The organism is Rhizobium sp. A37_96 (assembly GCF_053521765.1).
Map to the genome: position 1 here is coordinate 150,916 of NZ_JBNWDS010000003.1, position 25,380 is coordinate 176,295.

Annotated in this window: 21 protein-coding genes; 4 read left to right on the forward strand and 17 right to left on the reverse strand. The window is 61.3% G+C overall.

Annotated features, from left to right (window positions below; all coding sequences use genetic code 11):
* Positions 1-7 precede the first annotated feature (7 nt).
* From ACQZ6J_RS12465 to hglS, 3 genes are all read right to left on the reverse strand, one after another.
* Entirely contained in the window at positions 8-1,243 is a 1,236-nt protein-coding gene (locus ACQZ6J_RS12465) for a pyridoxal phosphate-dependent aminotransferase (RefSeq protein ID WP_449084270.1), read from the reverse strand.
* A 5-nt stretch (positions 1,244-1,248) separates the two neighbouring features.
* A complete protein-coding gene (amaB, locus tag ACQZ6J_RS12470; protein WP_163985406.1) occupies positions 1,249-2,781 on the reverse strand; it encodes an L-piperidine-6-carboxylate dehydrogenase in 1,533 nt (510 codons plus the stop codon).
* Positions 2,782-2,842: 61 nt separating this feature from the next.
* On the reverse strand, positions 2,843-4,237 hold the full coding sequence (hglS, locus tag ACQZ6J_RS12475) for a 2-oxoadipate dioxygenase/decarboxylase HglS (protein WP_449084271.1): 1,395 nt from the start codon (positions 4,235-4,237) through the stop codon (positions 2,843-2,845).
* Between the two features lie 103 nt (positions 4,238-4,340).
* Here hglS and ACQZ6J_RS12480 point away from each other — a divergent pair, with 103 nt between their 5' ends.
* From ACQZ6J_RS12480 to ACQZ6J_RS12490, 3 genes are all read left to right on the forward strand, one after another.
* Positions 4,341-5,243 carry a LysR substrate-binding domain-containing protein gene (locus tag ACQZ6J_RS12480; protein WP_449084272.1) on the forward strand — a complete coding sequence of 301 codons (903 nt, stop codon included), beginning with the start codon at positions 4,341-4,343 and terminating at the stop codon, positions 5,241-5,243.
* 154 nt (positions 5,244-5,397) lie between these two features.
* Positions 5,398-6,489 (forward strand): LLM class flavin-dependent oxidoreductase, encoded by a 1,092-nt coding sequence (locus ACQZ6J_RS12485; RefSeq protein WP_449084273.1) that lies wholly within the window; start codon positions 5,398-5,400, stop codon positions 6,487-6,489.
* Between the two features lie 370 nt (positions 6,490-6,859).
* On the forward strand, positions 6,860-7,522 hold the full coding sequence (locus tag ACQZ6J_RS12490) for a hypothetical protein (protein ID WP_449084274.1): 663 nt from the start codon (positions 6,860-6,862) through the stop codon (positions 7,520-7,522).
* A 167-nt stretch (positions 7,523-7,689) separates the two neighbouring features.
* Here the strand turns inward: ACQZ6J_RS12490 and ACQZ6J_RS12495 are convergent, their stop codons facing one another.
* The 13 genes from ACQZ6J_RS12495 to ACQZ6J_RS12555 form a co-directional block, all read right to left on the reverse strand.
* Complete coding sequence (locus tag ACQZ6J_RS12495) at positions 7,690-8,529, reverse strand: mechanosensitive ion channel family protein (RefSeq protein ID WP_163985401.1); 840 nt, start codon at positions 8,527-8,529, stop codon at positions 7,690-7,692.
* Between the two features lie 121 nt (positions 8,530-8,650).
* A complete protein-coding gene (locus ACQZ6J_RS12500) occupies positions 8,651-10,117 on the reverse strand; it encodes a diguanylate cyclase domain-containing protein (RefSeq protein WP_449084275.1) in 1,467 nt (488 codons plus the stop codon).
* Between the two features lie 224 nt (positions 10,118-10,341).
* Entirely contained in the window at positions 10,342-10,791 is a 450-nt protein-coding gene (gene mntR / locus ACQZ6J_RS12505; RefSeq protein WP_163985399.1) for a manganese-binding transcriptional regulator MntR, read from the reverse strand.
* A 159-nt stretch (positions 10,792-10,950) separates the two neighbouring features.
* On the reverse strand, positions 10,951-11,955 hold the full coding sequence (locus tag ACQZ6J_RS12510; protein WP_449084276.1) for an anion permease: 1,005 nt from the start codon (positions 11,953-11,955) through the stop codon (positions 10,951-10,953).
* Entirely contained in the window at positions 11,955-12,596 is a 642-nt protein-coding gene (locus ACQZ6J_RS12515; RefSeq protein ID WP_449084277.1) for a DUF47 domain-containing protein, read from the reverse strand. The genes ACQZ6J_RS12510 and ACQZ6J_RS12515 overlap by 1 nt, the downstream gene beginning before the upstream one ends.
* 164 nt (positions 12,597-12,760) lie before the next feature.
* Positions 12,761-13,843, reverse strand: a complete 1,083-nt coding sequence (locus tag ACQZ6J_RS12520; RefSeq protein ID WP_449084278.1) for an LLM class flavin-dependent oxidoreductase — start codon at positions 13,841-13,843, stop codon at positions 12,761-12,763.
* 81 nt (positions 13,844-13,924) lie between these two features.
* Positions 13,925-14,779 (reverse strand): ABC transporter permease subunit, encoded by an 855-nt coding sequence (locus ACQZ6J_RS12525; protein ID WP_163985395.1) that lies wholly within the window; start codon positions 14,777-14,779, stop codon positions 13,925-13,927.
* On the reverse strand, positions 14,776-15,564 hold the full coding sequence (locus tag ACQZ6J_RS12530) for a taurine ABC transporter ATP-binding protein (RefSeq protein WP_163985394.1): 789 nt from the start codon (positions 15,562-15,564) through the stop codon (positions 14,776-14,778). Before ACQZ6J_RS12530 ends, ACQZ6J_RS12525 begins: the two co-directional genes overlap by 4 nt.
* 55 nt (positions 15,565-15,619) lie before the next feature.
* Entirely contained in the window at positions 15,620-16,633 is a 1,014-nt protein-coding gene (gene tauA / locus ACQZ6J_RS12535) for a taurine ABC transporter substrate-binding protein (RefSeq protein ID WP_163985393.1), read from the reverse strand.
* Positions 16,634-17,144: 511 nt separating this feature from the next.
* A complete protein-coding gene (locus ACQZ6J_RS12540; RefSeq protein WP_449084279.1) occupies positions 17,145-18,086 on the reverse strand; it encodes an MBL fold metallo-hydrolase in 942 nt (313 codons plus the stop codon).
* Positions 18,087-18,168: 82 nt separating this feature from the next.
* Complete coding sequence (locus ACQZ6J_RS12545) at positions 18,169-18,999, reverse strand: alpha/beta fold hydrolase (RefSeq protein ID WP_449084280.1); 831 nt, start codon at positions 18,997-18,999, stop codon at positions 18,169-18,171.
* 403 nt (positions 19,000-19,402) lie between these two features.
* A complete protein-coding gene (locus ACQZ6J_RS12550) occupies positions 19,403-19,951 on the reverse strand; it encodes a transporter (protein ID WP_449084281.1) in 549 nt (182 codons plus the stop codon).
* A 101-nt stretch (positions 19,952-20,052) separates the two neighbouring features.
* On the reverse strand, positions 20,053-22,824 hold the full coding sequence (locus tag ACQZ6J_RS12555) for an ATP-binding protein (protein ID WP_449084282.1): 2,772 nt from the start codon (positions 22,822-22,824) through the stop codon (positions 20,053-20,055).
* Between the two features lie 283 nt (positions 22,825-23,107).
* On the opposite strand from ACQZ6J_RS12555, the gene ACQZ6J_RS12560 reads away from it, so the two are divergent.
* A complete protein-coding gene (locus ACQZ6J_RS12560) occupies positions 23,108-24,022 on the forward strand; it encodes an agmatinase (protein ID WP_449084283.1) in 915 nt (304 codons plus the stop codon).
* Positions 24,023-24,314: 292 nt separating this feature from the next.
* Here ACQZ6J_RS12560 and ACQZ6J_RS12565 read toward each other — a convergent pair whose 3' ends face one another.
* Entirely contained in the window at positions 24,315-25,352 is a 1,038-nt protein-coding gene (locus ACQZ6J_RS12565) for an aldo/keto reductase (RefSeq protein ID WP_449084284.1), read from the reverse strand.
* Between the last annotated feature and the right edge of the window lie 28 nt (positions 25,353-25,380).

Below are 25,380 nucleotides of genomic sequence, written 5' to 3' on the forward strand. Positions count from 1 at the left end.
CCGATGACTATCGCCGGAGATCAGCGCAGGCCCGTTCGATGCGATTGAGCGCTTCGACGAGGTCGGCTTCCGACGTCGCATAGGAAATACGGAAATAAGGCGACAGTCCGAAGGCAGAGCCCGGCACCACGGCGACATGGGCTTCGTCGAGCAGATAGGCGCAGAAGTCCGCATCCGTCTCGATGGACTTTCCGGACGGCGTTGTCGTTCCCAGTATGCCGGCGCAGCCCGAGAATGTATAGAAGGCACCTTCCGGCACCAGGCAATCCAGTCCTTCGATGGCATTGAGCCGGCCGACGACCAGATCGCGGCGACGCTGGAAGCTTGCCTTGCGATCCGACAGGAATTCCTGCGGGCCGTTCAGCGCCGCGACTGCCGCCGCCTGGCTGACGGAAGAGGGGCAGGAAGTCGCCTGGCTCTGAATGACGGCCATGGCCTTGATCAGCGCCTTGGGACCGCCGGCATAGCCGATGCGCCAGCCGGTCATGGCATAGGCCTTGGAAACACCGTTGACCGTCAGCGTCCGGTTCTTGAGACTCGGCTCGATCGCGACGGGGGTGGTGAAGCGGAAGCCGTCATAGACGATGTGCTCATACATGTCATCGACCATCAGCCAGACATGCGGATGGCGCAGCAGTACTTCGATCAGCGGCTGATAGTCGGCCTCCGAATAGGCCGCACCCGATGGATTCGAAGGCGAGTTCAGCAGCAGCCAGCGCGTCTTCGGGGTAATGGCCTTTTCGAGCTGGTCCGCCTTCAGGCGGAAGCCGGCCGCGGCATCGCACGGGATCAGCACGGGCACGCCGCCGCAGATCTCGACGATATCGGAATAGGAGGTCCAGTAGGGCGTGGGGATGATGACCTCGTCGCCCGGATTGATCGACGCCATGAAGGCGTTGAACAGGATCTGCTTGGCACCCGTCGCCACGGTGATTTCGTCGAGGGCGTAATCGATGCCGTTCTCGCGCTTGAATTTTCCGGCGATGGCCTTTTTCAGCTCCGGCGTGCCGTCGAGGGCCGTGTATTTCGTTTCGCCGCGATCGATGGCGGCCTTGGCCGCCTCCTTGACGTTGTCGGGCGTATCGAAATCCGGTTCGCCGGCACCGAGAATGATGACCGGCAAGCCTTCCCGCTTCATCGCATTGGCGCGAGCGCCGATCTGAAGAATGGTCGATACGCCGATGGAAGCGATGCGCGAAGCGGGCTGGAAGCCCGCCTCTTCGATTTTGGTGGCGATCGTCATGGTGCTTACTCGATGTCGAAGGAGACACCCTGCGCAAGCGGCAGGGCCTTGGAGTAGTTCACGGTGTTGGTCGCCCGGCGCATATAGGCCCTCCAGGCGTCGGAGCCGGATTCGCGGCCGCCGCCGGTTTCCTTCTCGCCGCCGAATGCACCGCCGATTTCGGCGCCCGAGGTGCCGATATTGACGTTGGCGATGCCGCAATCCGAACCGTCAGCCGCGAGGAAGCGCTCGGATTCCTGCATGTCACGGGTGAAGATCGATGACGACAGGCCGGCCGCAACGGCGTTGTGCTCGTCGATAACGGCGTCGAAATCGTCATAGGGTATGACGTAGAGGATGGGAGCGAACGTTTCTTCCAGAACGGGGCCTGCCTGCTTCGGCATTTCCACCAGCGCCGGCTTTGCATAATAGCCGTCGGCATGGCCGACATCGATGCGCTCGCCGCCGGTGACGGAACCGCCATGGGCCTTGGCTTCGGCGATGGCCTTCTGCATGCCGTCATAGGCTGCCTTGTCGATCAGCGGGCCGACCAGGGCGGAGGAGTGCAGGGGATCGCCGACCGAGACGCTCTGGTAGGCCTTCTTCAGCCGCGGCACGAGCTGGTCGTAGACGCTCTTATGGACGAACAGGCGGCGCAGCGTGGTGCAGCGCTGGCCGGCGGTGCCCATGGCGCCGAAGGCGATGGCGCGCAACGCCATGTCGAGATCGGCCGACGGGCAGACGATGCCGGCATTGTTGCCGCCAAGTTCGAGGATGGCGCGGGCAAAACGCTTGGCAAGCCGCGGCCCGACCTCGCGGCCCATGCGCGTCGAGCCGGTTGCCGAAACGAGCGCCACCTTCGGGTGATCGACCAGGACTTCGCCGATTGCGCGGTCGCCGATCAGCAGCTGCGACAGACCCTCCGGCGCATCGCCGAAGCGGGCAAGCGCGCGATCGAGGATCGCCTGCGAGGCCAGCGCCGTCAGCGGCGTCTTTTCAGAGGGCTTCCAGATGATGGAGTCGCCGCAGATCAGCGCCAGGGCTGCGTTCCACGACCAGACCGCGACCGGGAAGTTGAAGGCCGAAATGATGCCGACGACGCCGAGCGGGTGCCAGGTTTCCATCATGCGATGGCCCGGACGCTCGGTGGCGATCGTCAGGCCGTAGAGCTGACGGGAGAGGCCAACGGCGAAATCGCAGATGTCGATCATTTCCTGCACTTCGCCGAGACCTTCGGAGCGGATCTTGCCGGCTTCGATGGAAACGAGGCGGCCGAGATCGTCCTTGGCGGCACGCAGCTCTTCGCCCAGCAGACGGACCAGCTCGCCGCGCTTGGGTGCCGGCACGAGGCGCCAGGCGCGGAACGCGGCATGGGCCTTCTCGATCCGCTTTGCCGCTTCATCGGCCGAAACGGTCTTGAGGCTGCCGATCTTCTCGCCGGTGACCGGGGAGTAGGAAGGCATGTCGCCCTGCGTGTAGAGCGCCTTGTCGACGCCGAGCTTTTCGAGAATGGCAGCGGCTTCGGCTGCGACGGAGGGGTTCTTTGCTGCGATGTTCATCTTTTGAAACTCCACTTGTCTTTGATCCGGGTTGGGAGGGGCGGCTCGTGGCCGCATCGCCTCACTCGGCGGCGTCTTGCTTGGATAGTGCCCGCAGGCAGGCGTCGATCGACGCCTGTTCGATGCCGGCATAATGGTCGAATTCGTTCAGCACCTTCATGCCGAGGTCTGTTTCAAAACGCTGCTGGTTCGGACTTGCAACGAATTCCTGTTGCGCGCCATCTCCGAGATTGGACTGGAAGATGCCGGCGGCGCTGACGGGAAGAAAATCCTCGTAGACGATCGGATCGAACTGAACGAGGCCCTGGCCGATCAGCGCGTCGATATCGCCGTGGTTCGTTACGGCGGCATTGCCCTTGGCCGTCAGCGAATAGGTGAAGTAGCCGAGGCCCTGGGCACGGATTGCCGACCACTCGTCCGGGAATTCGGCAAAGCTCTGCGCGAGCGCGGCCTCATACTCGCGTGCGTTCGATCCGTCGGCGGCCGGACGCACGATCTTGCGCGACTGATCCAGCAGCCTGTCATAGAGCGCACGGCCCTTGGGCGTCAGCGCAATGCCACGCTGCTCGATCTCGCCGAAACGGGCCGTATGCGAGCCTTCTTCCCAGATGCCCTCGGCATTGCGGAATGAGACGGGCTCTTCAAGCGCCTTGAACGAGGTCTGACGCAGCAGGATCGGGCAAGAGCGCGTCGGCGGTCCTTCGACGATGGCCTTCGGCGCAATGTCGTAGTCAGGCATCAGTGCCTGCACGCGGTCGATATCGAGGGTGCGCGGCGTCAGATGGTTGATGTGCGGCCCCTTGAACGACACGACATCGGCGATCAGGCGATGAGCATCATGGAGACGATGGTACATGGCGGCATCGACATTGGCTTCGTCATGCCAGCGGAAGGTCTCCAGCACTTCGCTCACGAAACGCTGGGCGTCGTCCTTGTCCAGGCCGCCATCGCGCTCGGCCTTCTCGGCCAGTGCAACGGCGCCGTCCGTGAAGATCTTGCGCTTCGCGAGAATGTCCGCGGCCGCCTTGCGCAGATCCTCGTCGGCGATGAGGTCTAGCCGCAACAGCGAGGTGAAGACACGGAAGGGATTGCGCTTCAGTTCCGCATCGCCGATCGGCCGGAATGCCGTCGAGTGGACCGGCACGCCGGCGGTGGACAGGTCATAATAGCCGACGGGATACATGCCCATGACGGCAAAGACGCGCGCCATCGTCGAAAGCTCCGCCGCAGTCCCGAGCCGGATGGCGCCGTGGCGCTCCTCGGAGATGCGGTCGAGATAATCCGTCGCCTCCAGCCGCTCCTTCAACTTGGGCTGAGCCGCCAGCGTTTCGTCGTTGACGCGGGCGACCAGTTCCATGAGCGTGCCGTAGGCGGGCACTTCTTCGCGATACATCGCGGACATGGCGGCCGAAAAGGCGCTGCGAATATCGCTGGTCGAGACGTGATCAGGCTTCATGTGCGATCTCTTCCTGAAAGCTATATCATTCCTATTTGGCAGAATATCTCTTGTTCCGGCGTCAGTCTTGTGAGAGAGAATTCTAACTTGATGCGGAAATGGAATGACCATGCGTCGACGGCTTATCCCGGACATCGTCAATCTGCAGGCGTTCGAATGCGCCGCGCGCCACCAGAATTTTTCGCGCGCCGCGGAGGAGCTCAATCTGACCCAAAGCGCCATCAGCCGGCAGATCAGCGATCTGGAACGGCAGACGGGCCTGAAGCTGTTCGAGCGCGTTCGGCAGCGTGTCGTCCTGTCCGAGGCCGGCCTTCGGCTGTTGCCGGAGGTGAAGGATCTGCTTTTGCGCTCGGAGCGCCTGATGATCGGCGCCGTTGCCGCCGGCCAGATGAAGCTGTCGTTGAAAGTCGCGACCTTGCCGACCTTCGGCACGCGCTGGCTGGTGCCCCGCCTCGGCCGATTCCTCGACGAGCATCGCGATGTTGCCGTTACCGTGGAATCGCGCTCCAAGCCCTTCAGCTTCGACGAGGACAATTTCGATCTTGCCATCCACTACGGCCTGCCGGCCTGGGCGGGCGCCGTTGCGACGTTCCTTTGCAATGAGACCGTTCTGCCCGTAGCCAGCCGAGAGCTTGCCGGACGGCTTGCTCTGGGCTCGGCGGGCGAGCTGGCGGAGGCTCCGCTGCTTCACCTGACAACGCGGCCCAAGCTATGGGCGCAATGGTTCGACCTGCAGGACCTGCCAAGTGACAACGCCTATCCCGGTGCGCGCTTCGACCAGTTCTCCATGATTATCGCTGCGGCTATCGCCGGGATCGGCGTGGCGCTTCTGCCCACCTATCTGATCGAGGACGAGCTGAGAGCCGGTACGCTCCTGCCCCTGTTCGATCTGCCGATGCCGACCGAGAACAGCTACTATGTCGTCATGCCGGAAAAGAAGCAGACGAACGAGACGGCGACGTTGTTTCAGGACTGGCTGCTTAGCGAGGTTACGCCGCAGCCTTAGGTCACGACCGGCCCGGCGTTTTCACGCATCGGCGCCGATTGATAAATTTTAAGCTTGAAATTTCTCTTTGCCGGCGTCACACATTTTCATGTCGGGCTGCCGCACATCCAACAGGGGGTCGGCTAGAGGTGAACTCAGGGAGGAGCAAGCCACCATGAAGATGCATCCGCTGAAGGGACCGAACCGGTTGAAGCTCGGCGTTTTTTCCGCAAATGCGGATGGCGGCCTCGCAATCACCGGCGTGCCCGAGCGCTGGACCGCCGGCTGGCAGGATAATCTGACCGCGGCGCAGATCGCCGACCGGGCCGGGCTCGAATTCTTTCTGCCGATTGCCCGCTGGCGTGGCTTCGGCGGCAAGAACCGCGTGCGCGAATGGTCGTTCGAGACCTTCACCTGGGCTGCGGCGCTTTCCGCCGCAACCGAGCGGATCGGCCTCTTCATGACGGTGCATGTGCCGCTCGTTCATCCGCTCTATGCCGCCAAGTCGCTCGCCACGGTCGATCATATCAGCGGGGGGAGGGCCGGACTGAACATCGTCTGCGGCTGGAACCCGAAGGAATTCGGCATGTTCGGCGTGCCGCTGGTCGAAAAGGGTTACGATCAGGCGGCCGAATGGCTCGAAATCGTCGAAAAGCTCTATGCGTCCGATGAGCCGCTCGACTATGCGGGCAGCTATTACAATCTGAAGGAAGCCGTCAGCCGCCCGGCAAGCCTGCAGGCACCGCGGCCGGTGACGATGAACGCGGCATTCGGCGGCCCCGGCCGCGATTTTGCCGCGGCCCATTGCGATTATCTCTTCACCACCTTTACCGAGATCGGTGAAGCCGGAAAGCATGTGGTCGACATCGCGGGACGAGCGGAAGAAAAAGGCCGGCAGGTCGGCGTCTATACGGTTTGCCATGTGGTTTGCCGCGAGACGCAGGCGGAGGCGGAGGATTATTATACCCGCTACGCCGTGACCATGGCCGATCAGGACGCCGTCGACCAGCACATGGCCGGCAAGAAGGAGTTCTCGCAATCCCATGATCGCGATGCTTACGACCGTTATCGGCAGCGTTTTGCCGGCGGTGCCGGCAGCTACCCGTTGATCGGCACGCCTCAGCGGATCGCGGAGGAGATGATTGCGATCGCCGAGCAGGGCTATGCCGGAATTGCCCTGTCCTTCGTCAACTACACGCAGGAGCTTCCCTATTTCTGCGACCGGGTGCTTCCGCTTCTGAAGAAGGCCGGGTTGCGGATAGAGTGAGGAATAGCCGCTTTCCCTGCCTTCACCGGCGCTCGACAGGGGCGTATATGATCGCCTCTCGCTGATCCTACGGCTTGCCGGCGCGCCATCATCGCGGCTGCGGCAAGTGTGCATTGCAGCAAAAAACTTGCCCCAAGGGGTTTACAAGCGCGCCATCGGATGGGATTCTTTTGGCGAAGGGGCCGCTTGATTTGCGGCGGCGCTATTCCCTTCACCCGGATGCCATGACTTTGGCTCCGGCGCGCTGTGCTTTGCAAGCGCTCAACCGAACACATCAATCCGAGGCCAGAATGCGGCGTTTGTTCCGTCTCCGGCTGTTGTCTCAGTGCGCCCCGAGCCTTGCGTCGGGGCACAGATAATCGGGCTTTTCATGAGCTTTAAGTCAAAACGCGCCCTTCGCGGCGTTCTGGGTCTTCTTGCAAGCGTCAGCTTGCCGCAGACGGCCAAGGCCAGCGATCTGATGATCTGGTCGCCGGTCAAGCTGGCGCCGCGAACATACAAGGCGACGCTCGGCTTTCGGCTGCCGATGGCGTGGGAGATGAGCGCGGGCATGGATCTCGGCCTGGGTGGAGCGGCAAATGGCCGAATTGTGCGCAGCAGCCGGCTGGCAACGTTCTGGGGGAGGGCAGTCGATGATCACAAGCGCTTCTCGACCGTATGGCGCCGCGAAGTTGCATTGAGGGTCGATACCGTCAACGGCACCGGAACGCTTTGCCTCGAGCGTTCGCGGAGCTGGGCTGTCTGGAACAATCTCGACATGAGCACATCCCGGTCGCTGAACGTGAACTATGCGGGCGCGCGGAACGCAGGAAATTCCATTGCCGCGACGCACGCCGTCACAGTCGCTGTTCCCTGGACGGGAACCTCCATATCCGCGATCGGCAACCTGACGGACGCAGGCAGTATCTTTTCCAGCACCGTTTCGCTGCAGCAGCCGTTGGCGCCGAACCTCAATTTCTCGGCGTCCTTTGCCGACCCGCAGACTTTCGTGCCGTCCGGCAATTTCCGGGTCGACTACCGCATCAAATGGTAGGCCTCGGCCCGCCCCTTGTCGCGGCCGCAGACGTGCGGAACAAATGTCGTTCGGGGAAGTTTAAGGCAAGCAAGAGATCGATCTTGCTCGAGGTCTCATGGCCTTGCGAAGCCTGCCGCTGGTGCAGCTCCCTGCTGGCGGCAGGCTTAGCGCTCATGCGGAGACGGTCAGTCGGCTTGGCTTGCCGGCTCTGTCGGCAGCTTGATCGCGACGTCCGATTCCGCAAGCCGTGCTTTCAGTTTCGATACGGTGTCGTGCCGGACATCGGACCAGGACGTGGTTACGGTCCAATACTCGATGTTCAGCACTGCCTGATCGACGGCCAGATCATCGAGATAGACTTTTGGCGCTGGCGTATTCTTGATCCGCTGATCCGCTTTCAAGACGTCCAGAATGGTCTTGCGGGCAAGGTTGATGTCGATGTTGTCAGCCAGGGCGACGGACAATTGCTGGCGGCGATCCGGCTCGCGGCTGTAGTTGATGATGGGCGTGTTCCAGAGCGTGGAGTTCGGCGCCATGAGATAGAGGCCGTCCGCCGTCTTCATCTCCGTCGCGAAGAGGCCGATCTCCTTTATGTAGCCTTTGACATTGGCCGTCTCGATATATTCGCCGACGCGAAACGGCCGCAGGATCAGCAGCATGATGCCGGCCGCGATATTTTGAAGCGTGCCCTGCAGCGCCAGGCCGATCGCCAGGCCGGCGGCGCCGAGCGCGGCAATGATGGAGGCGGTCTGAACGCCGAATTGCCCGAGGACGGTGATGAAGACCAGGATGAGCAGGCTGTAGTGCAGGACGTTCTGGAAGAAGCTCGCCAGTGTTTCGTCGATGCCGCGGATGCGCGAGATGACGCGATAGGCCGAGCGGCTGATGATGCCGGCAAGGAGCCAGCCGCCGATCAGGAGAATGATCGCACCGAGAAGCGAGAAGCCGTATTGAACCGCGAGTGCCGAGGCCTGGTCGAGCGCGGTGCGGGTGGCGACGACGATGTTGGTCGTTTGATCTTCCATTTCAAAACTCCGTCTTTTTCAGAGAGCCAAATGAGAAGTCGCGATCTTTGTTCCCGATCGTCGGGCGCACGAACCTCGGCCGTTTCAAGTCATTGTGCGGGATGGATTCCGTGCCGGTGCTTCAAGCGCCGTGCTTTGCCTGATGCGCGCCAAGGCTCGCGGCAACGGCATAATGTGCCTTTTTCTGCTCGTACATGCCGAGATCGGCGCGCTTGATCATCGCTTCAATGGTCTCGCCGGGCTCGCTCGTCGCCACGCCGACAGCGACGCTGAGCGGCGCGCTGGAGTAGAATTGGTTGTTGATCTTGAGCAGTTCGTTGATCGTCTCGACCATCGCTCCGGCGGTAATCTCGTCCGCACCGGGCATGAGAACGGCAAACTCGTCGCCGCCAATGCGGGCCGCATGATTCGGCAAGGACACGACGCTGTTCAGTACCTCGCCCATCCGGCGCAACAGAGCGTCGCCGGCATCGTGTCCGCTCTCGTCATTGGCTTCCTTCAGGCCGTTGAGATCGATGATGATGGCCGACACCGGCCGAAGCGACTTGCGCTCCAGCCTGTTGAGCTCTTCCATGTAGAAGGCGCGGTTGTAGAGCCTGGTCAGGACATCGTGCTTGCCGAGATATTCGAGATAGGCCTCTGCCTTCTTACGGGCGGTAATGTCGGTGAGTGCCACCTGCACCAGCGACCAGTCGTCCTCAAAACCGGGAAGGACGGAAAACTGCAGCAGAACGTGACGCTCCGATCCATCGAGGGCATAATTCAGCACCTCACGCTGATGGAAGAGACGGCCGTTCCACAATTCCACCAATTGCCCGCGGAAATGCTTCTCCATGTCGTCACGGAACACTTCACCGATCCGTTGATGCAGGGTTTGCCGATCCGGCGCACAGAACAGATCGAGCGTTGCCTGATTGACATCGAGCACGCTGATTTCGCTCATGCATTGCTGGACGAATTCCGGATGCACGTCGAGAAATACCTGGAAATCGACGATACCGCGGTTGCGGATTTGATCGAGCAGGATCTTGATGCGGCTGAAATCTTCGACCCATAGGGACACGGGTGAATGCTCGAACATTCCCTCGGCATAGCGGCGTTGCCGCTCTTCCTGGCGCCTTGCTTCCTCGCGCGCTGTCACGTCTTCGGTGGTCAGCAGCAACCTGTCCCAGGACTCTTCGTGCCCGGGGAGAATGACGCCGCGAAGCTGGATATCGAGCCTCTTGCCGCCAAGGGAATAGTTGATGGCCGTGCTCGAAAATTCGGTCTTGCCCTCCCAGAGCGCGACAAGCTCGTTCACATGGCTTTGAAGCATCTCGTCCCGGAAGATCTGGTGAAGGCTTCCTATGAGCGTCTCGAAGGACGGCGCTTCGAACAACTCCAGTGTCCTGGCATTGACGGCAAGGACCTTGATCTTTCGTGAACAGGCCGCGACGCGCTGCGCATCGGCGAGCAGGAAGGCGCGCAGGTCGGTTACCCCCTCAGCCCGCCAGAGGTCGAATTGCTCCCTGACGCCGCTGAAATCCTCCAGCCACATGGCGACAGGCGCGAGATCGAACACTGTGCTGCTAAAATCCTGGGCGTTCATTCCAATTCCCTGCGCCGGCCGAAAAATCAGTCTTCGAAGCACAAAGCCGGCTGTTCGCTGGATTCTGCTTAGCGAACATTTGTAAAGCTTGCGTTGATATTTGGCGCCCGGTCAAGCCGATCAGCCAACGGCATCCTGTTTTCAGTTCATTCTTGTCGAAACTGTGCCCAAAATGGCTCGATCGGTACAATTGACCACCCGACTCCTTGCGGTAAACACGGCTATTATGTTCTCAGAAAGCGCTCAAACGCTTCGAGGGTTTTCTCACTGACATGGTGTTCGATGCCCTCGGCATCATTCCTTGCGGTATCGGGATCAACGCCGAGACGGCACAGGACAGCTTCCACGACCTCATGGCGGCGGCGCGTTGCGATTGCCAGGCGCTGACCTTCTTCCGTCAGGAAGACGCCGCGATACGGGCGCTGCGTGATCAGATTTTCCTCCGCCAGACGCTTGAGCATCTTGGCGACCGTCGGCTGTGTTACTCCCAGCCTCTGCGCGATGTCCGTCTGGCGTGCTTCGCCGGCGTGTTCTATCAGATCGGCAATGAGCTCGACGTAGTCTTCCATCAATTCCGTGCGTCTGTCGTCACGGCTTTTCTGAAAGGCCTCGGCATGCGACTCGACTTCCGTCGAAGCAAGTCGGCTTTCCGGGGTAAGAGGCAATTTCGTCAAGGCGGCTCACCTTCGCAAGGTTCAGAAAGTGGTGAAGATATTTAGCCTTGCCTATAAATAAATCGCAAGCGCAATGAAACCCTAATTGGGGGTATAGACACCGCTAATCAGGGACGGAAACTCTGGGTTTCATGTCCAAGGCTACGACGCGACCGCCGTTTACGAGAAAAGCCGGACGCTCCAATAGCACAATGCCGACATAGCGGCGGCAGCGGGCAAGGTGATCACCCAGGCGATCACGATATTGCCGGCAATACCCCAACGCACGGCCGACACTCGCCGGGCGGCGCCGACGCCGATGATGGCGCCCGTAATCGTGTGGGTCGTCGAAACCGGTATGCCGAGCCAGGTCGCGGCGAAGAGCGTCAGAGCGCCGCCCGTCTCGGCGCAGAAACCCTGCATGGGGTTGAGGCGCGTTATTTTCGAACCCATCGTATGCACGATCCGCCATCCGCCGAGCAGCGTGCCCAAAGCCATGGCTGTCTGACACGAAAGAACCACCCACAAGGGAACGTGGAAGGAACCGCCGCCATATCCTTGGGAATAAAGAAGTATGGCGATGATCCCCATCGTTTTCTGCGCGTCGTTGCCGCCATGCCCAAGGGAATAGAGTGAGGCTGAAAAGAACTGCATGATGCGGAATGTGCGGTCGACGGCAAAGGGCGTCTGCCGGACGAACAGCCATGTCACGGCAAGCACCAGGAACAGGGCAAGCAAAAAGCCGATCAGCGGAGACATGACGATCGCGCCGGCGGTCTTGAGGACGCCGAGCCAGACGATGGAACTGACGCCGACCTTGGCGAGGCCGGCGCCGATCAGGCCGCCGACCAGCGCATGCGACGAGCTCGACGGGATGCCGAATATCCAGGTGACGATATTCCAGACGATCGCCCCCATCAGCGCGGAGAAAATGACGGATGCATCGACGATATTCGGATCGATGATGCCCGTCCCCAACGTTTCCGCGACGTGCAGGCCGAAGAACAGGAAGGCGATGAAATTGAAAAACGCGGCCCAGAGAACCGCATATTGCGGTCGCAGGACACGGGTGGAGACGATGGTCGCGATGGAGTTCGCGGCGTCATGGAGCCCGTTCAGGAAATCGAAGAACAGGGCCGTGGCAATGATTGCCACCAGCAGCGGAAAGGCGAGCGAGGCCCCCATCAGACACTCTCGATCACGATGCCGTTGATCTCATTGGCGACGTCCTCGAAGCGGTCGACGACCTTTTCCAGTTCGCCGTATATCTCGCTGCCGATGATATAGGCCATGGCGTTGGAGGTGCCGTAGTTGCGGAAAAGCTCCTTCAGGCCCTGGTCGTGCAATTCATCCGCATGGCCTTCGACCTTGACGATCTCTTCCGTGATGTTGGCAAGCCGGGTGGCATTGGCGCCCATGCGATCCAGCAACGGCACCGCCTCGGCGACGAGATGCGCCGCCTTGACGATCACTCCGCCCATCTGCTGCATGCGGGGATCGAAGCTCTTCTGCTCGAACAGGCGGATGGTCTTGACGGTCTTGTGCATCATGTCGATGGCGTCATCCATGGACATGATCAGATCCTTGATGTCACCACGATCGAATGGCGTGATGAAGCTCTTGCGCACGGCAAGCAGCACATCGCGCGTGATCTCGTCAGCCTGATTTTCGAATTCGACGATCTGCCGGCACTTTCCCTCGATGTCCTTGCCGGAAAGCAGCTGGTTCAGCGCCTCCGCAGCACCGACGATCGTGCGCGAGTGCTGCGCGAAGAGATCGAAAAAACGATCCTCGCGCGGCATGAGTTTGCGAAACCAGCCTAACATCAAAGCTCCATGCGTCCATTGTCACGAAATTGTCATAATTGACAACGCGCGGCTTGGAAAGGCGCGGAACGGTGTTGTTTTCAGGCCTCGCTGAGGTTTGTTGTGGACACGCTGCGTCAGTGTCGTCGAACGCAAACCGGCTTATGCTGAAGAGCGCCGCTCGGTCAGGCTGGGATTTGTTCGCGCAGGAGCGGCAGCAATCGGTCGCCCTGCCGTTTGATTTCCGAGAGATAGGGCGTGTCCGAAAGGACGAAATGCGTGATGCCCAGATCGCGATATTTGCGCAGGGAGCGGGCGACATCCTCGGCCGAACCGACCAGCCATGTGGTGCCCGCGCCGCCGCCGCCGACCTTGCTCGGCGCCGTATAGAGATTGTCGTCAAGCACATCGCCACGCGCGGCCAGATCGAACAGCCGCTTCTGGCCGACGGCGATGGATTGACGGTGATCGTTCCAGCCGACGCCGTTGTTCTGTGCCATTTCGGCAATCTTTGCTTCGGCATCGGTCCAGGCCTGTTCGCTCGTCTCGCGGACGAGCGTGGTGATGCGCAACCCAAATTCCAATGGCGGAAGATCGCGATCAAGGTCTCTGCTCAATGCCTTGAGCCGGCTGATGCGCTCGCCGATATCGGCGAGAGGCTCGCCCCAGAAGAGCTGTACGTCGGCTTCCGTGGCCGAAACGCGCTCGGCCGCGTCGGAGGCGCCGCCGAAATAGAGCTTGGGGTGCAGGCGCTCGCCGCTGCGCCGGATGCGCGGCGCGGCCGTGGACTCGCTGACGCGAAAATGATCGCCCTCGAAGGTTACGTTTTCTTCCGTCCAGAGCTTGCGGGTGAGCCGCATGAACTCCTTGGTGCGGCCATAGCGATGCGCCTGGTCGCCCTCGCTGTCGCCATAGGCGGCCAGGTTGTCCTTGCCCGATACGATATTGACGCGCACGCGGCCTCCGCTCAGATGATCGAGCGTGGCGGCGGCCGACGCGAAATGCGCCGGTCGCCAATAGCCCGGCCGGATTGCGATCAGCGGCTCGAAGGTGGTGGTGCGGGCCGTCAGCGCTGCGGCGACAGTGAACGTATCGGGCCGGCCCCAGCCTGTGCCGATCAGCGCGCCCTTCCAGCCGTGATCCTCCAGGGCCCTGGCGTGGCTGGTCAGGGTTTCAAGGCTGTTATGGTTCTCGAGAGTGGAATCGCCGCGATGGCCGGGTTTGACGTCATTGGGGATATACCAAAGAAATTCGCAATTGCTGCTCATGCCTGGGCCTGCCTGACTTGGATATGATATTCCACGCCGGCGCCGGTCATGGTTCATCCATGGCTCACGGCGCCGGTATGCTTAAAGTTTGCCTTTCCACGGAACCAGGACGGCCTCGAGAATGCGGATTCCGGCCGAAAAGGCGAAAGCGCAAACGGCGATGATGCCGATGCCGACGAAGACGACGTCGGTGGCGAGGAATTGCGAAGCCGACATGATCATGAAACCGATGCCGCGGGTCGAGGCGATGAGCTCGGCGGCCACCAGCGTGCCCCAGCCGATGCCGAACGCGATCCGGACGCCGGTCAGAATTTCCGGCAGGGCCGAAGGCAGGACCACGGCAAAGAAGAGCTGCAACCGGCTTGCCCCCAGCGAGCGTGCCGCATTGACGCGCTCCAGCGGCAGCGAACGGACGCCGGCTTGGGCGGAAAGGCAAATCGGCGCGAACATCGCCAGCACGAGAAGCGTGATTTTCGACGTCTCGCCAATGCCGAGCCAGATAATCATCAGCGGCAGATAGGAAAGGGGAGGCAGAGGCCAGTAGAATTCGATCGGCGTATCCAGCACGCCTTTTGCCCAGCGATTAAGGCCCATCAGCAGGCCGACGGGAATGCCCACGACGATTGCGATGGCCGCAGCGACGATGATGCGGAACAGGCTTGCCAGTATATGTTCGGATAGCGAGGCGCCGGCATAGCCGTCGCGATAGACGACGCCGATCTGTGTCAAGACCTCGTCCGGGCGCGGCAGGAAGAGATGCGACACAAGGCCGAGCTTGGCAACTAGCCACCAAAGGCCGAGACAGGCGATTGCCGTGACGATGCTGATGGTGACGGTGGGCTTGTCGCCGACACCGAAATCGGGAAGGCGGACCAGCTTCGGTTGCGCCTCGTTCTGGGAAACGACGATCGGTCGCGTCTCGATGATGTCGCTCATGCGGCGCTCCTGATGGTCTCGGCGTTGTGAAGGATGCCGCGAATTTCTTCCCGGAGATTGCCGAATTCGGGAGATGTGACGATCGCCCTCGTGTCGCCACTGGCGGCAAAGCGATGCACGAAATCGAGCTCGAAGCGGGCGACGACGCGCCCCGGCCTCGGCGACATGACCAGAACTTCGGTGCCGAGGAACAGCGCCTCCTCGATCGAATGGGTAATGAAGAAGATGCGCTTGTTGGTTCTGGCCCAGATGGAGACCAGCAATTCCTGCATCTGCTCACGCGTCAGGCTGTCGAGGGCGCCAAAGGGCTCGTCCATCAGCAATATGTCCGGGTCGGTGGCGAGCGCGCGGGCTATGCCGACGCGCTGGCGCATGCCGCCCGACAGTTCATAAGGCAAGGCATTGGCAAAGTCGGTCAGCCCGACGAGCCGCAGCAGTTCCGATGCACGGTCGCGCCGTTCACGCCGCCCCAGTCCGGCGAATTGCAGGCCAAGCGCTACGTTGTCGATGACGGACTTCCATGGCAGCAATGAATCCTTCTGGAAAACGACGCCGCGGTCGGCGCCAGGCCCGGAAACCGGCCTGCCGTCGAGCGTGATCCTGCCTTCGGAAAGAGGTAGGAAGCCGGCGATCGCGTTGAGCAGCGTGGATTTGCCGCAACCGGAGGCGCCGAGTGCGACGACGATGCCGCGCTCCGGAATGTCGAAGGAAACGCGGTCGAGCGCGTGAACGGTTCTGCCGTCACGCGCCGCAAAGAAAACACTGGCATGGTCGACTTGAAGCATGGGGCCTCTCAAAGGTTCGACACCGGCGCGCCGAGCGCGCCGGTGTCAGGGAGGATCAGTTGCTTGCGCTTACAAGCGCGTCAGCTGTAACGAATGCACCGTAATTCGGCAGGACGTCGGAGACTTTCCCCTGGCTCTTCAGGAAAGCCGCGGTGTCCTTGAGGATCTTGGCTGCTCCGGATTGGTCGCCGCCGCCGAGCCATGCGGCCGATGCCTGTACGTCGGGCGTCAGGAGGGTCAGGTTTTTCAGCGCGGCGGCCTGCTGGTCCGCCGTACCGCCGAGAAGCTTGGCGAGCGCCTTCGCATTGTCGCTATCCGGTCCCCACGCGGCCTTGTCGGCTGCGAAGGAGGCATAGTATTTGCTGATGACCGAGGCGTAGGTCTTCAGGAACTGCGGATTGTCAGCCGCGAATTTCGAGGTTGCGACCCAGGCGGAGAATGTCGGGGCACCCTTGTCGGCGACATCCTTGGATGTCACGAGCACCTTGCCGCCCTTTTTCAGCTCGGTCAGTGCCGGATCCCAGACGAAGCCGCCGTCGATATCGCCGCGATTGTAGCTTGCGACGATTTCCGGCTGCGGGATGGCGAAGACCTGCACGTCCTTCTCGGTCAGCCCGAGAGACTTGATGAGGGCCAGAAGCTGATAGTGATCGGTGGAGACGGGCGCAGCCGCGAGCTTCTTGCCCTTCAGATCGGCGAGCGTGTTGATGCCGGAGCCGTTGCGCACGACCAGGGCTTCGTCGATGCCCGAGATGGACGACAGGTAGAAAGCCTTCACCTCGAGCCCGCGCGAGGCGGCCGCCGCAAACGGGCTTGAGCCGACATAGCCGATCTGGACATCGCCGGACGCGATGGCGGCGAAAATCTCCGCGCCGGAATTGAACTTGCGGAAGTCGATGTCGTAGCCCGTCTCCTTGGCAAAATCGCCATTGGCGATCGCGACGGAGGAGGGCAACGCATCCGTCTGGTAGCCGACGACGACCTTCTTGTCGGCCGCAGCCGCGACGGCTGCCATTGAAATGCTGGCAAGGCCGATGGCGGCTGCAGCGATCAGTGTCTTGAACTTCATGTTTGTCCCCTTGGCCGGATCTCAGTCTTCCGGCGGTTCCCTGAGTGCAATGACCAAAGCCTAGCGAAGAAGGGGAGAGGATCGATAGAAATAACAAACTATTTTTATAGAGTATAAGCGGAATTGTTTGTCTGAATTGAAGGAGACAACAGCGCGGGTATGTTTCCGGCCTGCAAAGCTAGCATGATCGGCAAACCACTACGCACGCGAAATCATGCGAACACTGACAAGGCGTCGAGCAGCCGCCCTTTCCCTTAAAGATGCACCGAAATGACTATCTGCAGCCGCCCGTTGTTCCGCGTCGTCATGGAAAGCGGGCCATTTGGCCTTTGGGTAGCGGTGTGGTTTCAATCGCAGTCGTATCAAAGTTCCGCCGCGGAACAGCAATCTTTCGGCGCAGTTCGGGAGGTGGTCCAGGCTGCCCCTCGGGGCACGACAGAGCATGAGGTTGTCTTGCCCGAGCAGGAGATGACGCATGAGCCTGCTCGGGCGATATGGCGCCGGATCTTCTCTATGCCCGCACGAAGCGGTAGGCGCCGTCTTTTCGCTCGGCATAGCCGATGCCGGGATAGCTCCAGTGGTAGCCGAGCATCTTGAGTTTTTCGCCCGCTGCGCGGTCGAGAAGCATTTGTCTGTTCTTGAGCGCGACGTCTGGATCGGTATCGAAGCCGAAGTGCCAGGCAGGATGCTCGAAGAAGATGACGTCGCTGGTGCAGGCATCGCCGGTAATCAGCAGATTGCCGTCGCCTGCCAGTTCGAAGGAGACATGGCCGGGTGTGTGGCCGCTCGTCGCGATGACGCTCATGCCCGGCACGACTTCCTGGCCGGGTTTCATCATGGTCAATCTATCCCGGACCGCAAAAAGGTCGCGCTGGGCGCCGCGGGCGAAATCATGAAGCGCGGCCGGCATGTGGGTTTCGTAGTCCTTGTCGGTCCAGAAGTTCCATTCCGCCTCGTTCACGAAATACTGTGCGTTCGGATAGAGGACCTTGCCGTCCTGTGTCGTCGTTGCCCCCGAATGATCGGGATGGGCATGTGTGAAGATGACCTTGGTGATCGCTTCCGGCTCCACGCCCAATGTCTTCAGATTGGCGGCCAGCTTACCGGCGCTCGCCTGGAAATGCGTGCCGGAGCCGTTGTCGATCAGGATGAGATCGTCGCCATGCCGGATAAGCGGAATATTGGTCTGTACGGGCGCGCCCTGAGCATCCCCGCCCAGCCTCGGCAATATTACCTCTCGCTCTTCCGGCGTTGCGTCCGGAAGCAGTATCTCCGCCGGCAGCGTCAGAAAACCGTCGCTGACGACGGTGATGTCGAAGGCGCCGTGGGTGAGATGGCGAAATTCCGCTGCGTAGACGTCGCGCGGCAGAAGAAGAGCGGCGGCGCCGGCAATCGCAGCGGAAAGCACTTCCCGGCGTGTCGCATCCAACCGAAATTCCCGGTGATCACGCATCTTGCGGTCTCCTGTTTCTAGCTGTTCGTTGTTCGTCGGCGCGCTGCTAAGAGTGGTAGCGGTGCGCCGACGGCGATCGTCGTCAACTGCGGACGAAGCCCAGCAGATCGGCATTGACGATGTCGGGATGCGTCGTGCACATGCCGTGCGGTAGGCCATGGTAGGTCTTGAGGGTGCCGTGCTTCAGGAGCTTGGCCGATAGCGGCGCGGAATCGGCATAGGGGACGATCTGGTCGTCGTCGCCGTGCATGACCAGCGTCGGAACCGTAATTCTCTCAAGGTCTTCGGTGAAATCCGTTTCGGAGAAGGCTTTGATGCAATCGTAGTGGGCCTTGGCGCCGCCCGCCATGCCCTGCCGCCACCAGTTCTCGATGATGCCCTGGCTGACTTTTGCGCCTGGCCTGTTGAAGCCGTAGAAGGGGCCGGCCGGCACATCGAGGAAAAACTGCGCGCGGTTGGCGACGAGCGCCGCACGGAAACCGTCAAAGACCTCCAGCGGCAGACCGCCCGGGTTCTTGTCGGATCTGACCATGACCGGCGGCACCGCGCCGATGAGCACCGCGTTGCCTACACGGCCGGGCTTGGCTCGTGCGACATAGCGGGCGACTTCGCCGCCGCCGGTGGAATGGCCCACATGGACCGCGTTCTTCAGATCGAGCGCATCCGTCAGGGCTGCGACATCGGCTGCATAAGTGTCCATCTCGTTGCCGGTCCAGGTCTGGGTGGAACGGCCATGGCCGCGGCGGTCATGGGCGATGACACGGTAGCCCTTGTCGAGGAAGAACATCATCTGGCCGTCCCAATCGTCGGCGCTCAGCGGCCAGCCGTGATGGAAGACGATCGCCTGCGCATCGCGCGGACCCCAGTCCTTGTAGAAGATTTCAGTCCCATCCTTGGTCTTGATAAATGACATGATCTTTATCCCTTCGTGAGATGAATCTGCTTTCGTTGCGGCGATCGCGGACCTGGGCAAGGCCATCGCGCCGATCGCGATGCCTCCCGCCACAAGCACGTCCCGTCGTGTCGCTTCTGCCGAAAATGCAAGGGCTCGCTCGTTCATGACTGTCTCCTTCGCGGGCCTGCCGGCCAACTTCGACGAAAGCATCGTTGCCCAGCTTCGGCGGCAACACGAGTTAAGCGTCGTAAATTGATGCAAATGGCGACCACATGAACCGGGGCCGTAAATCAGGCGCAGGCGATGGAATAGCGATTTGCTCGGAAGAGGAGTTCTCGCAAGGAGAGCAGGAGGAGACGGCCTCTTGTGCGATGACACGAGGCATGCGGCGTGTTGCGATCCGGGTTGCCGGCCGCGGAGGTCAGGTCGGACTTGCCATGAGGTTCCGTCTTTCCTGCGCCACCTTCAGGAGGGCGTGGGCGGCGAGTATCGAGGATTCGGCGTTGTCTCCCATGATGACCAGCCCGCTCATCGCCTTTTCAGACGAAAGATCGAGTGTCCAGCCGGGCACGAGCGCCACGGGTTTTCCGCTATCGAGGAAGGATCGGACGGTCGGCACGAGGCTACCTTTGTCCGAAGCCTGCATGTCGCCGGAAGTCCCGATGCAGAATGCCGCGTCAAAATCGTCGATGACGATCTGATCGATGCCTAACGTGTCCGCCAGATCGTCGCGGGCATGACGGTCGGAGAGAAATCGCTGCGCCAGCTGATCCTGGTGCGAGCGGCGTCGCATCTGCGTCGACAGGGCGGGGAAGCCACCGAGCGGCGTGGCAAGAACCACCTCGGCGAAATGATCCTTGAAAAGGTAGTATGGCGGCGCAATCCTCTCGATCAGAGACTCGTCGCTGAGAATTCCGTGTCGCCCATCGGCCAAGGCTATGAGAAGACGGATAGGCGGAAGGCCGTCCATTTAACACTCTCCTTTTCCGGCGATCATGCAACGCCCGGGAGAGGCCGACGAGTTGAAAGTTGTAAATTCCTGTAAATCAGGGATCGTTCTTGGCTGCGATGTCAGGGAGCGATCCCGGAGGCGTGGCTCGCAGTATCGGGGTTTAACGCCGCATCACGATCGGATGCCGGGCTGATCGGGGCAGGAAGGTCGGAGATCGATGTCCGGATGCGATGTTCCCAGCGCTTCGTACCGTCCTCGCCGGCAATCCCCAGCGCCGTGCGATAGCAATGCCCCGCTGTTTGCGCGGCGGCAGGACCGTTCGCGGCAAGCACGGCGAGCCCCTTGACCCGATATAGTTCCGGCAGGCACCACCGTTCGCCGGAGGATTCGCAGTGGTTCAGGGCGGCGTCGAGGGTTGCCAATGCTTCCTCGTGATGCCCGAGCCGTGAGAGAGCCTGAGCTTCCACCGATTGGAAGATCGTCTGAAAGAGAATGAATCCGGCACCGCGCAGAACTGGCATGCCCCGCTGCAATTGCCGAAGGCATTCCTGATACCGACCGGCCCGCAAGTGCAATTCGGCCTCGAAGCAGTCCGCATAGGTATGCCACACATCGAGCGACAAAGCCTTGGTATGGTCCCGCAGGCGCTGGATATAATCCGCAGCCAGTTCGTCCTGTCCGGCGAGAAGCGCGAGCGGGCAGGCCGCTTCCGCCAGCACGGTGGTCAGGGACAGATCGTGCCGGATCTCCGCGGCGTAGCGGAGCGTTTCCTCGATTTCAGCAAGCGCTTCATCTTCATGATCGAGCAGCCACAGGCATCGTGCATGAATGATGCTTGCCGTCACCTTCTGATCGAACTGGAAGCGAACCGAATGCCGTTGCGGTGCGACGCGCTGATACTCGGCCATCATCCTTTCCAGCTGTTCGCGCGCCTCCTGCGCTTGTCCCAGCCAGTGCAGCGTCGCTCCTTTCATGCGCCTGCCGATGATTACGTCGGTTGGATCGGAGGAAAAAGGCGCCCGCGCCCCGAATTGCTCGGCGAATGTTAAACCCAGTCTGGGTTGGGCGCGGTTGATCGCGTCCACCCATAGCGCCCACAGCGCGCGCAGCTGATAATCTACGTCGCCGAGTTCTTCGGCGATCCGATATGCCGTGCTCCATGCAGCCACGCCGAATTCGGGGGCATCGGTTGAGCGGAGCTGCGGCCAGCCGAGCGCCGCATAGAGCTTCATGCGGCGTCTTTCGTCCAATCCGGGCTGGCTTTCCAGAAAACGGATCGCCTGGGTCACGCAAGCCAGGCATTCGTCGAGCAGGGAAAGGCGAAAAAAGAGCGGCAGGGCGGCGACCGTCAACCTGACGCCGAGAAGTCCGTTGCCGCTTTCGGCAAATGCCCATTCCAGGGCCGCGCGAAGAGAGGCCACGTATTGGCCGAATTCTTGCGACCATTCCTCCATCGAAACCGAATAAAGCTCGTGTTCGGCGCTTTCGAACAGGGCGGTGAGATACTCCGCGAGCCTCGTCATGGCCGCGTGGCGCTCGCCTGCTTCCTTCAGCTTTTCCGCCGCATAGAGCCGGGTGGTGTCGAGCAGCCGGTAGAGCGTTTCACCGGAGGGCGTTGCAGCTGCGATGAGCGATTTTGCGACCAGTGCCGCCAGAATATCATCCGTTTCATCGACGGACAGGATCGCGGCGGCCATGTCGCTTGCAAACCAGCCCGGAAGTACGGAAAGCGCGTTCAGCGCCTGTTGCTCGGCGGAAGGGAGAATCTGGTAGCTCCAGTCGAGCGTGGCTCTCAGCGTCTGATGGCGTGCCAGCGCGGTGCGCCGTCCGCGTGTGAGGATCTGAAAGCCGTCCGACAGCGAGCGGGAAAGCGTGGCCACGCCGATCGTCTCGAGGCGCCCGGCCGCAAGCTCGATCGCCAAGGCAATGCCGTCCAGCCGCGTACAAATGTCGACGACGTGAGGAGCATCCTCATCCGTCAATTCATAGCCCCCGAGACAGGCGTCGGCCCGTTCAACGAAGAGCTGGACGGCGGGCGAAGCAAGCGCGTCCCCGGCTTTCATCCTTTCCTGCGGCAGTTCGAGCGGCAGCAGGCGATGCACCCGCTCGCCCTCGGCGCGCAGCGGCTCGCGGCTGGTGGCCAGGATGCGGATCTCCGATGTCTGCGCCAGCAGCTTCTCCACGAACTCCGCGACATTGGCGACCAGATGCTCGCAGCTGTCGAGAACGAGAAGAAGCCTCCGGCTCTTCAGGAAGGAAATGATTTCGGGGAGGATATTATCCGTGCGCGAGATTACACCGAGAGCCGAAGCGACCACGGTCTGGACAAGCTCACCTCTGCCGATCTCCGAAAAGTCGATCCATAAGACATCGGCCTCGCCGGCATAGTTGGACGCTGCCAGGCGTGCCACGGCGGATTTTCCAATTCCGCCCGGCCCGGCAATCGTCACCAGGCGACCTCTGGCGAGCTGGCCGGTGATGGCCGCGACCGCCGCCTTTCGCCCGAAGATCCGGGACGTTGGCTGATCTGCCCATGTCTGCCGATTGGCGGAAGCGGGTTCGTTCCTGTCCCGGCCCTCGGATTCCACCGCGGCAATGAAGGTATAGCCGCGACCGGGAGTATTGGCGATGATTTGCGAGTCGCGCTGACGATCCTCAAGCGCCTTGCGCAACGCCGACATGTGGACCCGCAAGTTCGCCTCGCCGACAAATGTCGTCGGCCAGACGTGGTTGACGATCTCCGTATTTGTCTTCGGCTCGCCCCGATGCGCGATCAGGAACAGGAGGATATCCATGGCCCGGCTTCCGAGCGGAACGACTTCTCCCTCCCGCAAAAGCTTGCGCCTTGCAGGCACGATCGAGAACGGCCCGAAACGAAGCTCCTCTTCCAAGCGATATCTCCAGCCACGGATTGACAGGTTGATCTGTGGAGAGACTTGATGTCAACAATGCTTCTGAATTGGCCGGAGGCTGGGCAATGACAGAGCAGCCTCGTCTCCGCCATGCCGCATGGAAAGGTTTCCGGCCGTGAACGATGGGCTGTGGGTGAAAAAGTCCGAAGCGGGAGAAGACCCGCATGGCCGCCCGCGCTTCGGAACGGGGACATGCCGCCTGCGTCTCAGGCTACCTTCAACACTGAAATCCTAAGCCAAGCACTATCAGGATCATCGCGAAATGACTGCTTCACCTTCTTTCCTCGGCCTTCCCGACCGCCTGGCCGCCGGACGCACGCCCTGCGCGGTGATCTTCGCGGCTGGTCACGGCAGCACCTATCCCGGCAAGGACAGCAGCAATTATGCCTTGGCCGCCGGCGCCATCCGCGCCGCAAGCCAGGGCGATGCCGCGCTTATCGAGCACTGGGATTTCGACCTCGGCGGCCCGCTTTTCGATGGCAAGCCCGTCTGCTGCATCGACGTGGGCGACATCCCGACCGTCATGCACGACAATGCCGGCAACAGGGCCCGGATCGAGGCGAAGACGCGCGAGGTGCTGGCCTTGCCTTCCGTGCCGATCCTGCTGGGCGGTGACGATTCCGTGCCTATTCCCTTCTTTTCCGGCTTTTCGGATCACGGGCCTGTCTGGATCCTGCAGATCGACGCCCATATCGACTGGCGGGACGAGTTGCATGGCGAGCGCTACGGCTATTCGAACCCGATGCGCCGGGCGAGCGAGATGCCGCATGTCGCCGGTATCGTGCAGGTCGGCGTCCGCGGCGTCGGCAGCGCGCGCGTCGCCGAAATCGAAGCGGCGCGGAGCTATGGCAGCCGTTTGGTCACTGCCCGCGAGGTTCATGCGCAGGGCGTCGAAGCGGCCCTGCGGCATATTCCGGAGGGAGCGCGGGTGGTCGTGACCCTCGATTGCGATGGCCTCGATCCCGCTATCATGCCTGGAGTGGCAGCACGTACGCCCGGCGGCCTGACCTATACGCAGGTGATCGACCTGATCGCGGGTCTCGGCAAGCGGGCGAGGATTGCCGGATTTGATCTCGTCGAGTTTTATCCTCCCGCCGATATCGACGGCCTCTCGGCCCTGACGGCCGCACGCCTTCTTGCGAATGCGATCGGCACGATAGTACGGCAGTCTTCATAAGATCCGAACCTGATGGGGATAGTCACCGACGTTGTAGCTGCTGCCGAGAGGATCGGGTTGATACACACTTCGCAGCGGTTGGCGGCGCAACCGCAAACTTTGGTCTGAAAGGCAGGCAAATTTGATCTCTTGCTCGCGACAGAATCGGTAGACGCTATTGACCCCGGACGGTTCTCCATCCCGCTGTTCGGCCTCAGGCGGTCACCTCACCCTTCCGCCGCAGTCGACTTCATCCTGCTCATTGTGAAACTGTGCCTGCAGCGTTCCGGCCGCAGGCACAGTGATCATTGCCTTAGGGGCTAGTTGGAAGAGGTGCCTCCCGGTCGATCAAACCTTCCGCCACCAGATCGGTCCAGAGGTCGGCCGGGATCGGAAAGTTCATAAAGGTGAGGTTTTGCTCCAGCTCCGATACGGATCGTGCTCCGGGGATCACACTCGCGACAACCGGGTGGCCAAGGGGGAACTGAAGCGCGGCCGCCGCCATTGGGACGCCATGACGTTCGCAGACGGATTGAATTTTGGCGACCCTGTCGAGAATCCGTTGTGGGGCAATCTTTGTGTTGAACATAGCCCCTTTAACGGGACCGGAGGCCAAAATTCCGGAATTGTATGGGCCGCCAATGATAATTTTGGTCCCGCGCTGCTCGCAGATCGGCAGAAGCGGCTTCAGAGGCTCTTGTTCGAGCAGCGTGTAACGCCCCGCCAGCAGGAAATAATCAAATTCACCCGCGACGACAAAGTCTTGAAGCATTTGCCACTGGTTGATGCCCACACCGATAGCCTTGACCACCCCTTGGGAGCGTAGATCATGTAAGACGTGGTAGGCGCCGTCCATCGCTTCCTTAAATCGACTACGAGCGTATGGGTCCTCTCCAGGCTCAAAATGCGTCGCTTCGTCGGGATCGTGGATCGCCAGCATGTCGATATAATCGGTGTCCAGTCGCTTCAGGCTCTGCTCGATGGAGCGCAGAGTGCCGTCCCGGGAATAGTCGAATTCTGGTTTGAAGGCTGGAGCGTCCTCCCAAAGCACCGGCTTGACTTCGCTCTCCGGGATGGGAATGAGGCCATAGCCAACCTTCGACGAGATCACGATCTCGCTGCGGGGGAGGGACTTTACCGCCGCGCCAAGCCGCGATTCGGCAAGCCCAAATCCGTAGACCGGCGCAGTGTCGAAGTAGCGGATTCCGTGTTCAAACGCGGCGTGGACCGTCTGGGTCGCCACCTCCGGGGCTGTCGCCTTATACATATTTCCGAGACCCGTTCCTCCCAGGCCCATCGTTGTAACCTTCAATCCGTCTTTTGATACGGTCCTCGATGAAATGGCTGACATCTGCTTCCTGCCAATTGAGTTGAGTTTC

Coding starts and splice junctions, on each gene's coding strand:
- ACQZ6J_RS12565 (WP_449084284.1), bottom strand. CDS start 25,352: ATGTCAGCCATTTCATCGAGGACCGTATCAAAAGACGGATTGAAGGTT.
- ACQZ6J_RS12510 (WP_449084276.1), bottom strand. CDS start 11,955: ATGGGGGCCTCGCTCGCCTTTCCGCTGCTGGTGGCAATCATTGCCACG.
- ACQZ6J_RS12500 (WP_449084275.1), bottom strand. CDS start 10,117: ATGAACGCCCAGGATTTTAGCAGCACAGTGTTCGATCTCGCGCCTGTC.
- ACQZ6J_RS12530 (WP_163985394.1), bottom strand. CDS start 15,564: ATGCTTCAAGTCGACCATGCCAGTGTTTTCTTTGCGGCGCGTGACGGC.
- ACQZ6J_RS12480 (WP_449084272.1), top strand. CDS start 4,341: ATGACCATGCGTCGACGGCTTATCCCGGACATCGTCAATCTGCAGGCG.
- ACQZ6J_RS12545 (WP_449084280.1), bottom strand. CDS start 18,999: ATGTCATTTATCAAGACCAAGGATGGGACTGAAATCTTCTACAAGGAC.
- ACQZ6J_RS12465 (WP_449084270.1), bottom strand. CDS start 1,243: ATGACGATCGCCACCAAAATCGAAGAGGCGGGCTTCCAGCCCGCTTCG.
- hglS (WP_449084271.1), bottom strand. CDS start 4,237: ATGAAGCCTGATCACGTCTCGACCAGCGATATTCGCAGCGCCTTTTCG.
- ACQZ6J_RS12490 (WP_449084274.1), top strand. CDS start 6,860: ATGAGCTTTAAGTCAAAACGCGCCCTTCGCGGCGTTCTGGGTCTTCTT.
- ACQZ6J_RS12550 (WP_449084281.1), bottom strand. CDS start 19,951: ATGGACGGCCTTCCGCCTATCCGTCTTCTCATAGCCTTGGCCGATGGG.
- ACQZ6J_RS12540 (WP_449084279.1), bottom strand. CDS start 18,086: ATGCGTGATCACCGGGAATTTCGGTTGGATGCGACACGCCGGGAAGTG.
- ACQZ6J_RS12495 (WP_163985401.1), bottom strand. CDS start 8,529: ATGGAAGATCAAACGACCAACATCGTCGTCGCCACCCGCACCGCGCTC.
- ACQZ6J_RS12515 (WP_449084277.1), bottom strand. CDS start 12,596: ATGTTAGGCTGGTTTCGCAAACTCATGCCGCGCGAGGATCGTTTTTTC.
- ACQZ6J_RS12525 (WP_163985395.1), bottom strand. CDS start 14,779: ATGAGCGACATCATCGAGACGCGACCGATCGTCGTTTCCCAGAACGAG.
- ACQZ6J_RS12560 (WP_449084283.1), top strand. CDS start 23,108: ATGACTGCTTCACCTTCTTTCCTCGGCCTTCCCGACCGCCTGGCCGCC.
- ACQZ6J_RS12520 (WP_449084278.1), bottom strand. CDS start 13,843: ATGAGCAGCAATTGCGAATTTCTTTGGTATATCCCCAATGACGTCAAA.
- ACQZ6J_RS12485 (WP_449084273.1), top strand. CDS start 5,398: ATGAAGATGCATCCGCTGAAGGGACCGAACCGGTTGAAGCTCGGCGTT.
- tauA (WP_163985393.1), bottom strand. CDS start 16,633: ATGAAGTTCAAGACACTGATCGCTGCAGCCGCCATCGGCCTTGCCAGC.
- amaB (WP_163985406.1), bottom strand. CDS start 2,781: ATGAACATCGCAGCAAAGAACCCCTCCGTCGCAGCCGAAGCCGCTGCC.